General features: G+C 50.5%; 13 protein-coding genes and 1 riboswitch. Of the genes, 12 read left to right on the top strand and 1 reads right to left on the bottom strand.

Annotated elements, in window-relative coordinates:
* Positions 1–66 precede the first annotated feature (66 nt).
* The 12 genes from hslO (at position 67) to M5E81_RS07695 (ending at position 12309) form a co-directional block, all read left to right on the top strand.
* Positions 67–966 carry an Hsp33 family molecular chaperone HslO gene (hslO, locus tag M5E81_RS07750; RefSeq protein WP_249747210.1) on the top strand — a complete coding sequence of 300 codons (900 nt, stop codon included), beginning with the start codon at positions 67–69 and terminating at the stop codon, positions 964–966.
* Between the two features lie 90 nt (positions 967–1056).
* Positions 1057–2109 (top strand): recombinase RecA, encoded by a 1053-nt coding sequence (gene recA, locus M5E81_RS07745; protein WP_009145142.1) that lies wholly within the window; start codon positions 1057–1059, stop codon positions 2107–2109.
* Positions 2084–2611: a regulatory protein RecX gene (locus tag M5E81_RS07740; protein ID WP_249747209.1), complete on the top strand. Its 528-nt coding sequence runs from the start codon at positions 2084–2086 to the stop codon at positions 2609–2611. The genes recA and M5E81_RS07740 overlap by 26 nt, the downstream gene beginning before the upstream one ends.
* 237 nt (positions 2612–2848) lie before the next feature.
* Entirely contained in the window at positions 2849–4393 is a 1545-nt protein-coding gene (gene rny / locus M5E81_RS07735) for a ribonuclease Y (protein WP_249747208.1), read from the top strand.
* 81 nt (positions 4394–4474) lie between these two features.
* A riboswitch (cobalamin riboswitch) is annotated at positions 4475–4657 on the top strand.
* A 147-nt stretch (positions 4658–4804) separates the two neighbouring features.
* Complete coding sequence (gene cobU, locus M5E81_RS07730) at positions 4805–5383, top strand: bifunctional adenosylcobinamide kinase/adenosylcobinamide-phosphate guanylyltransferase (protein WP_249747207.1); 579 nt, start codon at positions 4805–4807, stop codon at positions 5381–5383.
* Positions 5384–5391: 8 nt separating this feature from the next.
* Positions 5392–6402 (top strand): nicotinate-nucleotide--dimethylbenzimidazole phosphoribosyltransferase, encoded by a 1011-nt coding sequence (gene cobT / locus M5E81_RS07725; protein WP_249747206.1) that lies wholly within the window; start codon positions 5392–5394, stop codon positions 6400–6402.
* Positions 6403–6406: 4 nt separating this feature from the next.
* Positions 6407–7141 carry an adenosylcobinamide-GDP ribazoletransferase gene (cobS, locus tag M5E81_RS07720; protein WP_249747205.1) on the top strand — a complete coding sequence of 245 codons (735 nt, stop codon included), beginning with the start codon at positions 6407–6409 and terminating at the stop codon, positions 7139–7141.
* A 56-nt stretch (positions 7142–7197) separates the two neighbouring features.
* Positions 7198–7998 carry a nicotinate-nucleotide--dimethylbenzimidazole phosphoribosyltransferase gene (locus M5E81_RS07715; RefSeq protein ID WP_249747204.1) on the top strand — a complete coding sequence of 267 codons (801 nt, stop codon included), beginning with the start codon at positions 7198–7200 and terminating at the stop codon, positions 7996–7998.
* Entirely contained in the window at positions 7998–8639 is a 642-nt protein-coding gene (locus tag M5E81_RS07710) for a histidine phosphatase family protein (protein WP_249747203.1), read from the top strand. The genes M5E81_RS07715 and M5E81_RS07710 overlap by 1 nt, the downstream gene beginning before the upstream one ends.
* Positions 8640–8966: 327 nt before the next feature.
* Positions 8967–10352 carry an IS4 family transposase gene (locus tag M5E81_RS07705; RefSeq protein ID WP_249747014.1) on the top strand — a complete coding sequence of 462 codons (1386 nt, stop codon included), beginning with the start codon at positions 8967–8969 and terminating at the stop codon, positions 10350–10352.
* A 272-nt stretch (positions 10353–10624) separates the two neighbouring features.
* Positions 10625–10909, top strand: a complete 285-nt coding sequence (locus tag M5E81_RS07700; RefSeq protein ID WP_009145133.1) for a zinc-ribbon domain containing protein — start codon at positions 10625–10627, stop codon at positions 10907–10909.
* 149 nt (positions 10910–11058) lie between these two features.
* Positions 11059–12309 carry a RecQ family ATP-dependent DNA helicase gene (locus M5E81_RS07695; RefSeq protein ID WP_009145132.1) on the top strand — a complete coding sequence of 417 codons (1251 nt, stop codon included), beginning with the start codon at positions 11059–11061 and terminating at the stop codon, positions 12307–12309.
* A 3-nt stretch (positions 12310–12312) separates the two neighbouring features.
* Here the strand turns inward: M5E81_RS07695 and M5E81_RS07690 are convergent, their stop codons facing one another.
* A complete protein-coding gene (locus M5E81_RS07690; protein WP_249747202.1) occupies positions 12313–12984 on the bottom strand; it encodes a metal-dependent hydrolase in 672 nt (223 codons plus the stop codon).
* Positions 12985–12990 lie beyond the last annotated feature (6 nt).

The raw sequence follows: 12990 nt of genomic DNA, 5'->3' as shown, positions 1-12990 counted from the left end.
TTAGTGGGCTTGTTTTATTAAGCAAGTAAAATTTTTGCCGTAAGGCAGGATTGTGAGGCAGATATTATGGAAGATGTTTTGACAAAGGCTACGGCCGACGGTGTACGTATTTATGCATTATGCACCACTAATCTGGTACAGGAAGCAGCTAAAAAGCACGGCTGCTCCCATCTGGCAAGCGCTGCTCTGGGACGTGCAATGAACGGCGCGCTGCTGCTGGCCGCAACAATGAAGGATAACGAGCGCATCAGCCTGCGTCTGAAGGGCGATGGCCCTTTGGGCGAGGTAGTAGCAGATGCCGAAGGCAGCACAGTGCGCGGTTATGTGGAAAACCCCGATGCATTTTTGCCCCTGAAAAATGGCAAGCTGGATGTCGGCGGCGGCATCGGCGAGGGTAATATTATCGTAACGCGTTATCTGCAGAATGCAGAGCCCTTCACCGGCTACTGCGAGCTGCAGGACGGCGAAATCGCCAGCGACCTGACCAAATACCTCTATGTTTCCGAACAGACACCGACAAGCGTTGCTCTGGGCGTACTGGTTGACAAGGACGGCAACGTAACCGCATCCGGCGGCTTCTTTATTCAGGCTATGCCGGGCTGCACCGACGAGGTTCTGGAAAAGCTGGAAAACAACGTTAACCTGACTCCGTATGTAACCCAGCTGCTGGAAATCGGTTATACTCCGCAAAAGATGATTGAAATTCTCGGCCGCGGTCTGGACGTTGATATTAAAGAAACCATTCCCCTGAGCTTCAAATGCCGCTGCAGCCGTGAGCGCATTCTGGCGGCTTTGGGCAACCTTGATGTAAAATCTCTGGAGGAGCTGGCGCAGGACAAAACTACGGAAGCACACTGCGAATTCTGCAACAGCACCTATGAATATACTCAGGATGAAATCAAGCACCTGTTGGAAGAAAAGGAAAAGCAGGCACAGCTGGAGGCTGCTAAACAGAATATCAAATAACAAAACTTTTCTTGACAAAAGAAACTTTTGTTTGTATAATAAAGGCAGTGAATTGATTAAATTTAAATTTATATATTAGGAGGCAGGCAGATGGACGCAGATAAAAAGAAAGCCTTAGACATGGCGATGCACCAGATTGAAAAGGATTTTGGCAAGGGCAGCATTATGATGCTGGGCGAAGCAAGTGCCAAAATGAATATAGAGGTTATCCCTACAGGCGCTTTATCACTGGATATTGCTCTTGGTGTCGGCGGTATTCCGCGCGGACGCGTTATTGAGATTTACGGTCCCGAATCTTCCGGTAAAACTACCGTTGCTTTGCATATGATTGCCGAAGCTCAGAAGATGGGCGGCTATGCAGCATTTATCGATGCGGAGCATGCACTGGATCCGGAATATGCCCGTCATCTGGGTGTAGATATTGACGATCTGCTGATTTCTCAGCCGGATAACGGCGAACAGGCTTTGGAAATTGCTGACGCACTGGTACGCAGCGGCGCTATTGATATTATCGTTATCGACTCCGTTGCAGCTTTGGTTCCGCGTGCCGAAATCGAAGGCGAAATGGGTGATTCCCACGTAGGCCTGCAGGCACGTCTGATGAGCCAGGCTCTGCGTAAGCTGACAGGTCTGATTTCCAAATCCAAGTGTGCTACTATTTTCATCAACCAGATCCGTGAAAAGGTCGGCGTTATGTTCGGTAATCCGGAAACCACTACCGGTGGCCGCGCACTGAAATTCTACTCTACCGTCCGTATGGATGTACGCCGTATCGACACGCTGAAAAACGGCAACGATGTTATCGGCAGCCGTACCCGCGTTAAGGTTGTCAAGAACAAGGTAGCACCTCCGTTCAGACAGGCTGAGTTCGATATTATGTATGGCAAAGGCATTTCTCATGAAGGCTGCCTTGTTGATCTGGGCGCAGACCTTGATATTATCAACAAGAGCGGTGCCTGGTATTCCTACGGTGATATCCGTTTAGGTCAGGGCAAGGAAAAGGTTAAAGACTTTTTGCGTGAGAATCCGGAAATTGCCCAAGAAATCGAAGCTAAAATCCGCGCAGTGACGATTGCCAAGAGCGATAATAAGGAAGCAGCTGAGGAGCCGTTGCAGGATGTGGAGTCGATCTTTAAGGAATAAGAAAAAGGAAGAAGGCTTTACCGGCGCGCAGCAGGTTTATGACTGCGCGCTGGATTTATTGTCTTACCGTGATTACAGCCATAAGGATATGGTGGAGCGCTTGCAGCGCAAGGGTGCAACTAAGGAGCAGGCGCTGGAGGCGGTGGCCAAGCTCGAGGATTACGGTCTGCTGAACGAGGAGCGTTACGCCAATAGGGTGTACGAAGCATGGCTGGCCAAACGCTATTACGGCAGACAGCATCTGCAGCTGGAGCTGACCAAGCGCGGCATACGCCCGGACGTGGTTGCGGAAATTATGGAACGCTTTACGCCTGACATTGAAGAAGGGCAGGCGGAGAACGCGGCACAGCTTTTCGTGCAGCGCAATCAGCGTAAGCTAACAGCAGAAACAGATAACAAAAAAATATATGCGGCTGCGGGGCGCTTTATGGCGGCTCGCGGCTTTTCATCAAGATATGTGCACATTATATTGGGTAAATTGCATTTTTCAGACAATATGTAGCGGTTAAACTTGACAATTTTGTTAAATATAATCTATAATGTAGTTATGCAATCGTGTTAATATCAACGATTTTCACGAGGCGACGCGTAAAGCGGTTGCCTTATTTTTTGCCCTATTTCAGAATAGATAATACATATTTTATTATAGATTCAACGGAATAAGGACATCTATAGCAGACGCAAACAGGCGCCTGCTGTTACTATGCAAAAAAATCTTGGAAAAATCTACATTTAGGAGGTGAGGACGATTTTAGAAATTATCGGTACAGCTGTTGTAGTTGGTCTGGCAGGCGGTGCGGTAGGTTATCTGGTTCGCAAAAATGTTGCTGAAGGTAAAATTGCTACTGCAGAAGAGCAGGCTATCCGTATTGTACAGGATGCTGAGCAGACCGGCGAAGCAAAACGCAAAGAAATTATGATGGAGGCTAAAGAAGAAATCCATCGTCTGCGTTCCGATATGGAGCGTGAAAATAAAGACAGACGTAATGACCTGCAGCGTCAGGAGCGTCGTCTGCTGCAAAAAGAAGAAAATCTGGACCGCAAAATCGAATCCTTCGAACGCAAGGAAGAAAAGCTAGCTTCTAAGGAGCAACGTTTAAATGCTGCTCAGGAGAAGGCTGATGCAATGCTGGAAAAACGTCAGGTTGAGCTGGAGCGTATTTCCGGACTGACCAGTGACGAAGCAAAGCAGGAGCTGCTGCAATCCCTCGAGGACGAGGTTAAGCACGAATCTGCTATGATGGTTAAGGATCTGGAGCAACAGGCTAAGGATGAGGCAGACCGCAAGGCAAGAGAAATTATTTCTCTGGCAATTCAGCGTTGTGCAGCAGACCATGTAGCGGAAACCACCGTTTCCGTAGTAGGCCTGCCTAACGATGAAATGAAGGGCCGCATCATCGGTCGTGAAGGCCGTAACATCCGCACTCTGGAAACCCTTACCGGCATCGATCTGATTATCGATGATACTCCGGAGGCTGTTATTATTTCCGGCTTCGATCCGGTACGCCGTGAGGTTGCCCGTATCGCTCTGGAAAAATTGATTAATGACGGCCGTATTCATCCGTCCCGCATTGAGGAAATGGTTGAAAAGGCACAAAAAGAGGTTGAGCAGAAAATTAAGGAAGCCGGCGAACAGGCTACCTTTGCTGTCGGTGTGCATGGCCTGCATCCCGAACTGATTAAGCTGCTGGGTCGCCTGAAATATCGTACCAGCTATGGTCAGAATGTCCTGAACCATTCTGTTGAGGTTGCTAACCTGGCAGGTGTAATGGCTTCTGAGCTCGGTGTTGACGTTGTTCTGGCTAAACGTGCCGGCCTGCTGCATGATATCGGCAAGGCTATTGACCATGAAATGGAAGGCTCTCACGTTGAAATCGGCGGCGAAATTGCCAAGAAGTTCCGTGAGTCCGACCTGATTGTCAATGCTATTTTGGCGCATCATGGTGACTGCGAGCCTAAGAGTGTTGAAGCTGTTCTGGTATCTGCCGCTGACGCAGTATCTGCTGCCCGTCCGGGTGCAAGACGCGAAACTCTGGAAAGCTACCTGAAGCGCTTAACTCGATTGGAAGAAATTTCTGAGTCCTTTGAGGGCGTTGAAAAATGCTATGCCGTACAGGCTGGCCGCGAAATCCGCATTATGGTTAAGCCGGATGTTATCGATGATGCTTCCGCTGTGCTTCTGGCACGAGATATCTCCAAGAAGATTGAAGATGAAATGGAATATCCCGGTCAGATTAAGGTTGTTATCATCCGCGAAACTCGTGCTGTTGATTACGCAAAATAACGAAATTCCTGAAAGAGCTGCTTAGGCAGCTCTTTTTTTGCGCCTTAGCAGGATTATAGGAATTGCTGTCGAATATATATACTTGGAATTTTTTTGACAGGTGCGCCGGTTGAGGCCGGTGCTGAAAAGGGAATGCCGGTGAGAATCCGGAGCAGTCCCGCTACTGTAAGCGGAGCCCAGGCAATTATGTCACTGACGCAAGTTGGGAAGGCGCTGAGGGCGATGAAGCTAAGCCAGGAGACCTGCCTGTTACGAAGCTTGGAGCCTACGGGAGATAGGCTGGCTTTGGTATGCGTAAATATAGAATTTTTGGATGCAGCTGCATTTTGTAAATCTCCCGCAAGGGAGCTTTTTTCATATATGTATAAAATGAAAAGCATGCAGCTTACAAAAACGAAGGGAGGTTGAAATATGCCTGGAAAAATTATTATGGTTACCGGCGGAGCCCGCAGCGGCAAAAGCGAATTTGCAGAACGCTATGTATTGCATTATTCTCCCAAATGCGATTACGTTGCTACGGCAGAAATCTTAGATGAGGAAATGGCGGAGCGCGTGCGTCTGCACCGTGAGCGTCGTGATGCACGTTGGATTAATCACGAAGCGCCTTATCATGCCGAGCGCACGCTTGAAGCGCTGTCAGCGGAAACAGGAGCGGTTCTGTTTGACTGCCTGACTGTTTATATGTGTAACCTGCTTTATGGCAAGGATGCGCCGGAGGGTGAATTCCTGGAGCGCTGTCAGGTAGTATTTGACGAAATTGACAAGGTGCTGGCAGCAGCACGTAATTGCGGTAAAATCGTTGTCTTTGTTACGAATGAGGTGGGCAGCGGTATTGTGCCGGATAATCAGATGGCGCGTGAATACCGTGACCTTGCCGGCTGGGTTAACCAGCGTGTGGCCAATGAGGCTGACCATGTTTATTATTGTGTGGCAGGTCAGGCTGTAGACGTAAAAAAATTGGCTTTTAAATTTGAGGATGAAGGAGAATAACGACTGATATGGAGAAAATCATAATACCTGCTCTGGATGAAGAACGTATGCAAGAAGTGCGGGCAGGCTACGCTAAGATAGACAAGCCGGCAGCTAATCTGGGCAAGCTGGAGGATATGGTTGTAGGCCTTGCAGGCATGATCGGCAAGGATTTACCGGATAAATTAAAGACGGCGATGGTTCTGATGTGCGGTGACCACGGTATTGCGAAATACGGTGTCAGCGCTTATCCGCAGGAGGTTACGCGCCAGATGATTAACGGCTATATGCGCGGTACTGCCGGAGCCACCGTGCTGGCACGTCATGCGCACGCCGATGTTTTCGTCTGCGATGTAGGCACTGCCTTTGATTTGAGCGATTTGCCCAAGGTTTATCAGAAAAAGGTAGCTTGGGGAACCGAAGACTTCACCCAAGGTCCAGCTATGACTCGTGAGCAGGCCGAAAAGGCTATTGCCGTTGGCATCGAAATGGCTGATATGTGCATCGACCAAGGCTATAATATTCTTTACACCGGTGAAATGGGTATCGGCAATACAACCTCTACCTCCGCTATTGCCAGCGCCTTTCTGGGCCTGGACCCGCAGCTGACTGTCGGTCGCGGTAGCGGTATAAATGACGAACGCATGAAGATTAAGCGTCAGGTTGTTATCGACGGCCTGGCTAAAAACATGCCGAAGCAGGGTGATGCGATGGACATTCTCTGTAAGGTCGGCGGCTATGACCACGCAGGTCTGGCCGGTGTAATTATCGGTGCAGCCCGTCGCCGCGTACCGGCAATGGTTGACGGTGTTAATGCTACGGCTGCAGCACTTTTGGCCTACGGCCTCTATCCGCAGTGCCGCGATTATATGCTTTGCTCGCATCTGAGCAGCGATATTTCTCATAAGAAAATGCTGGAGCTGATGCAGCTTTCGCCGATTGTGGATGCCGGTATGCGCCTGGGTGAGGGCACCGGTGCTTCTCTGGCTATTGTTGTGCTGCAGGCAGCAATGGATGTGTATAATCATTTAAGCAGGTGATGTGATGCGTGATTTTGTAACTTGTCTGGAATTTTTGACCAGAATCCGCTTTTCCAACCGCACGGACTGGCATGATGACGATTTCAGCCGCAGCGTGCCGTACTTCCCTTTGGTCGGCCTGGTAATGGGCGTTTTTATGGGTGCGGTAAATTACGGACTGTATTATCTGCACACCCCTGATCTGATGCGCGCAGTGATGCTGGTGCTGGCGGAGCTGATTATTATCGGCGCTTTGATGTATGACGGCTTTATGGATACCTCCGACGGTGTTTTCAGCGCCCGTGACCGTGAGCGTATGCTGGAAATCATGAAGGACAGCCACGTAGGCTCCAATGCCGTTATCGCGCTTGTCTGCCTCGTGCTGCTGAAGGTGGCTGCCTATACTACGCTGCCGCCGGTTAAGCTGTCGTTTGCGTTGGTTGCAGTTTTTGTAGCAACGCGCACCTTTATGGTTACCTACATCGTCAACTACAAGTATGCACGCAAAACCGGTATCGGTCATATGTTTAAGGCCTATGCCAAGCCGATGTACACCTATATTGCCTTTGTACTTTGTCTGGCGCTGGTGGCAGCCTGCGGCCTGCCGTATTTGTATACGGCAATAGCGGCCTTCGTTATCTGCCAGGGCATTGCGCATTTCCTCAGCGGTCAGCTGGGCGGCCTTACCGGTGATACCTACGGCTTTTTGACGGAATGCGGCGTTGTGGTTTACCTGATGCTCGCAACCTATATAATCTGATATATTTCCCCGGCAATATTTTGCCGAATTATAAAGAGACAGAAAGGAAAAATGCTATGCATATAGAAGAAATAATCCAAAAGATTGTGCCTGCCGACAGAGGCTGTATGAAGCTGGCGCAGACACGCTTTGATAATCTGATCAAGCCGGTCGGCAGTCTGGCCAAGCTGGAAGAAATGACCTCGCGCTATTGCGGTATCAAGGGTATTTATGAAAAAGAGGATTTAGATTATCCTAAACGCGATTTACTGGTATGGTGCGGTATCGAAGAGGCTGCTCAGGCCGAAAAAATTATGCACGCCAAATGGCCGGTGAATGTGCTGGCTGCAGAAACCGGTGCGAAGGCCGTGGCTCTGCTGGTAACCTCGGAGGAGGAGGCTGATGCTCTGGAGGAGGGCGCTGCCCTGGTGCAGGAGCTGGTACACGAGAAGGGACTGGAGCTTTTGGGCTTCGGCTGCCTTTCCAATCCTGATAATGAGATGGTACGCACCGCTATGGCCGGCGCTCTGCTGCAGGCTGCAGCTATGAAGGTGCCGGTAATGCTGGACGGCGTTGCTGTCTGCAAGGCTGCCAAAAAGGCGGCGGATATGGCACCTGCCGTGCTCGACTACTGCTTTGCCGGTCACGTTTCCGCAGAGCCGGGCGCAGAAGAATGCCTGCAGGAGCTGGGGCTTACGGCACCGCTGCGCCTGAATATTCCCGACGGCGCCGGTGAGGGCGCTGCTGTCTGCTTTACGCTGTTCAATGCCGGCATCAAGGCCTACAAAGAAATGGAAACCTTTGAGGAAGCAGGCGTGCATGCGGAGATGAAGGAATTTTCCCTGGCAGAGCAATCTAAAAAAGGGGCGAAGGCTTAATGGGTAAAATATATTTAATCCGTCACGGTGAAACGGACAGCAACAAGGGACATCGCTTTCAGGGACGCATCAACATGCCGCTGAACGCCAAAGGTCTGGAGCAGTCCGAGAAGCTGGCTGCGTATATGCAGCATCTGCCGGTTGACAAGATTTACTGCAGCTCAATGCTGCGTGCCTGCATGACGGCAGCACCGCTGGCTATGAGCAAAAATATGTCCTACCAGCCGTTGGATTTGCTGCAGGAGGTAAGCTTCGGTGCCTGGGAAGGCCTGGAATATGCGGAAATCAGCCGCCGCTGGCCTAAGGAGATGGATGATTTCCTGACGCGTCCGGGCGAATGGATTCCGCCGCAGGGCGAAAGCTTTCATGATGTAGCGCGTCGCTGTCAGGCGGCTTTTGACTATATCTTCGAGCGTGAAGGCCACGAGAAGAATATCGCGATTGTATCGCACGGCGGTATTATCCGCGTGCAGCTGTGCCTGCTTTTGGGCATCCCGCTGAACAATCTGTGGAAGCTGAGTGTGCATAATGTTTCTGTCAGCATGCTGAATGACTGGCAGGGCAATATCATTGCCGAAACCATCAATGATGCTCACTTTGCCAGAGAGCAGGGAAAATCTGTAAACTGGCTGCATAAATAAAAATTGAAGTTCGAAAACCGCGCAGACCTGAAAAGCTGTCGCGGTTTTTCTTTAAAGCGGCGAAAAAAAGACGGTCATAGTTTTTGCTGTAAACTTATCGGTGCCGCACCATTAATTTTACACGCAAGCTTTTCCTGTGAGCACTGTTAACAAGCGGATTTGAGCATATGTTGAGAAATGAAAAGTTTCTTACTCAAACTTCGCAGGTAAAAATCCCCTGCACCCCTTGAAAGTCCAGGCTTTGTAAACAGAAAAATAGCATGAGTCTTGCCAGTTTGGTATAATTATGTTGGCTCAAAAACATACCAAGCACCGGAGGCTCATGCTATGAAAAGTATATCACAAACCACCCAGCAGATGGAATCCATCTCGAAGAAAACTTCGGCGTTCTTCCGTCGTTATCATGTCGGCCAGATTCTGCGCGCGGCCAACGCTTGCAAGCTCAAAGGATTTTCCTCCATTCTCGTTTTCCTCGTGCTCGTAAGCATCATCTTCGAGAACCGCTCGCTCTATATGCAGCGCCGACTTCACGAGGATTCGCTGCCGTTCGGCAAGGACACGGCTTACCGCTTCTTGAACTCCTGCCACACGAACTGGCGCAAGTTCACGCTGCTTCTTGCGGCGCGGATCATCAACGAAACCATCAAGCCGCTGACGGATGCCGGCCGGCGTTGTGCCATCGTCGTCGACGATTCGCTCTTCAGCCGCTCGCGTTCCAAGCGCGTGGAACTCTTGGCGAACGTCTACGACCATGTGAGCCGCCGCTATACGAAGGGCTTCCGCTTGCTCGTCCTCGGCTGGACGGACGGGAACACGTTCCTGCCACTCACGTTCTGCCTTCTTTCAACCTCGAAGGAAAAGAACCGGCTCAATGAGGCCAGCGCATCCGTCGATGCAAGAAGCAACGGCGGAAAGCAGCGCAAGCTCGCGCAGATGGAAGCGCCAGCCGTCGTCCTCAATTTGTTGCAGGAGGTCAAGGCGACAGGAATCCCCGCGCAGTACGTCCTCTTCGACACATGGTTCTGCTCGCCGTCGTCGCTGAAAGCCATCCATGACCTCGGCTATGACGTCACCGCTATGGCAAAGAAGAGCAAGAAGGTGCGCTACCCCTGCGAAGGGAAGATCTCGAACGTCAAGGCCATCTACAAGGAACACAAGAAACGCCGCGGACGCTCGCGTTACCTCCTGTCCGTCGATGCTGTCGCGACGAAACAGGGAGAATCCCTCGTGCCTGTGCGATTGGTCTTCGTGCGGAACCGCAACAAGCGGAAGGATTATCTCGTCCTCGTCACGACAGACCTCTCGCTTTCGGAGGAAGAAGTCATCCAGCTCTACGGGAAGCGCTGGGGCATCGAGGTGTTCTTCAAAGCGTGCAAGTCCTACCTGCGGCTCGGCAAGGATTGTCGTTCCGTCTCCTACGATGCGATGACGGCGCATGTCGCCGTCGTCTGCACACGATATATGCTCCTGGCTGTCGAGGAACGTGAGAACACGGATGGGCGAAGCCTCGGCGAGCTCTTCTATCTGGGGCTTGATGAGCTTCCGGACTTGAAGTACATGGAAGCGCTTCGCCTCGTGTTGCAGGAGTTTGCGGAGCAGCTTCGGGCAGAATATCCGTCAGAAGTCTTGCTGGTCGAATCGCTCTTGGAACGATTCCTGAACGATCTGCCCGCTCTTTGGATGAGTCGTCTGCGTGCACAGAAGTGTGCGTGAATGGCTTTCGACATTCAGTTCAAGCTGATTTATCAAGGCATACGGGATGTTTTCCGTGTGCGAAGTTTGAGTTTCTTATTAAAGAATTTACGCATTTTTGATAAACTAAGATTGACTTTTACAGGCGCTTACTATATACTGTAAGAGGTGTATCTCAGTGGTCCGTTTAAGTTCCTAACTTCTTCTATCATAGATGAAATGGGGAAGCCAAGGTAAACATCTTAATGCGTTCTTTGGGGTATGTTCTATCTATGATTAGGAGTGATTAAACAATGAAAGAAGACAAGACTTTAACCTGCTGCGAGTGCGGCAACGAATTCGTATTCACCGCTTCCGAGCAAGAGTTCTACGCAGAAAAGGGCTTCACTAACGAACCGCGCCGTTGCCCGGCTTGCCGTCAAGCTCGCAAACAACGCATGGGCGTACAAAACGACCGTCCGCAACGCGAAATGTTCCCCGCAGTTTGCGCTGAATGCGGTAAAGAGACCATGGTACCGTTCAAACCCAGCGATCGTCCGGTTTACTGCCGCGAATGCTTCAACGCACGTAAACACTAATTAGACGCTTGAAGTAACAAATTCAGGTACAGCTTAGGCTGTACCTGTTTTTTATTAGCCGATTATAGAAAAAACGAAAGTTATTTTACATAAAAGTGCTTATATGCTATACTTTTTACAATATCAATTATTCGAAGCAAGGGAGCTTTATGGCACGTATTATAGACAGTGATTTTCTGCACCGCGCGCTGCAGCATTTTTATGGCTACAGCAGCTTTCGCACAGGGCAGGAAGAAATTATAAGTGAAATATTACACGGACAGCCTGTGCTGGCAGTGCTGCCTACGGGTGCAGGCAAGAGTATTTGCTTTCAGCTGCCTTCGCTGCTGCTGAAGGGCGTGACGCTGGTCATTTCGCCGCTGATATCGCTGATGAAGGACCAGGCGGAGGCACTGACGGCTCGCGGTATTCCGGCAGCTTATCTGGACAGCAGCATGAGCAGCAACGAGTACGGCAGAGTGCTGCATGCTGCGCTCAACAAGCAGTGCAAGTTTTTGTATGTGGCACCGGAGCGATTGGTCAACCAGCAGTTTATTGATTTCGCCCGCCAGGCTTATATTACGATGGTGGCGGTGGACGAGGCGCACTGCGTATCGCAGTGGGGACACAGCTTTCGTAAGGAATATTATAATATCCCCGATTTTATTCAGGCCTTGCCGACGAAGCCGCTGGTGGCAGCCTTTACTGCTACGGCTACACCGGATGTACGCCGTGATATTATCAAACGCCTAGGCATTCCGGAGGCAAAAATTGTGGTGACGGGCTTTGACAGGCCTAATCTGCATTTTGCCGTGCAGCGCACGCAGGATAAGGAGCGCTCGCTGTTGGAGTTTATGCGCAAGCATAAAAAGGATTGCGGCGTAGTTTACTGTGCTACGCGCAACAAGGTGGAAAGCGTGACGCAGCTTTTGCGGCGTCAGGGCTTCAGTGCCTTGCGCTATCACGCGGGATTGACGCCGGAGGAGCGGCGTGAGAATCAGAATGCTTTTGTAGGCGGCAGCGTGCCGCTGATTGTGGCAACAAATGCCTTCGGTATGGGCATTGATAAGCCGGATGTACGCTTTGTGGTGCATTATAATATGCCCAAGGATATCGAAAGCTACTATCAGGAGGCAGGACGCGCAGGGCGTGACGGCCTGCCTGCGGAATGTCTGCTGCTTTACGATAAGGCGGATATTGCGGTCAACACCTATCTTATCGGCCACGATCAGCCGGATCTGACCTGGAAGGAGCACGAGCTGCAGCTGCTGAGTAAAATGACCAATTATTGCAATACATCCATGTGCCTGCGCAAGGTACTGCTGGAATATTTCGGAGAAAAAACAACGTCGCAGTGCAACAATTGCGGCAACTGCGACGTGAATAAGAACGCTTCGTGGCGTAAGTTTTTGAAGTTTTAAATTTTAGTCGATATCAATAGTGTTGCCCGGTTTTACAATGAGCACCTTGCTGTCGGTTTCGTCCTCAACGGCGGCCTTGAAGGCTTCAACGTCCTGAGCGATGGGCGGCCAGGTGTTGTAATGTACGGGGATAACGTATTTTGCCTGCAGCAGCTTGCAGGCGATAAGTGCATCATTGGGGTCCATAGTGAAGTTGCCGCCGATAGGAAGCACTGCGTATTCAAAGGCGTCGAGCTTGGGCAGCAGCTGCATATCGCTAAACAGTGCGGTGTCACCGGCGAAGTACAGCTTAGTGCCGTAGAAATCAATGACGATGCCGCAGGCGTGACCGCCGGGAACGCCGCTGCCGTGGAAGGCCAGCGTCAGGCGTACCTTGCCGAAGGGAAACTTAAAGGTGCCGCCAAGATGCATAGCGTGCGCTTTGCAGCCGGCTTCCTGCGCCAGACCGCAGATTTCAGCAGTAGAGATGATGGTAGCGTCACAATTTTTGGCGATTTCAAAGGCACTGCCCAAATGGTCGAAGTGACCGTGGCTGACGAAAATATAATCAACCTTAATGTCTTTGGCGGTGAGTCCTTCCGAATTATCGTCCAGATACGGGTCGAAGATAATAGCGGAATTATTTTTTTCCAGCATAAAGCAGGCATGGTTGATGAAATGGAATTTTGCGGACATAATTTT

Origin of the sequence: Phascolarctobacterium succinatutens (assembly GCF_023497905.1) — a bacterium.
In the GTDB taxonomy this organism is placed as follows: Bacteria; Bacillota; Negativicutes; order Acidaminococcales; family Acidaminococcaceae; genus Phascolarctobacterium_A; species Phascolarctobacterium_A succinatutens.
This window is presented reverse-complemented; position numbering and strand designations above follow the sequence as displayed.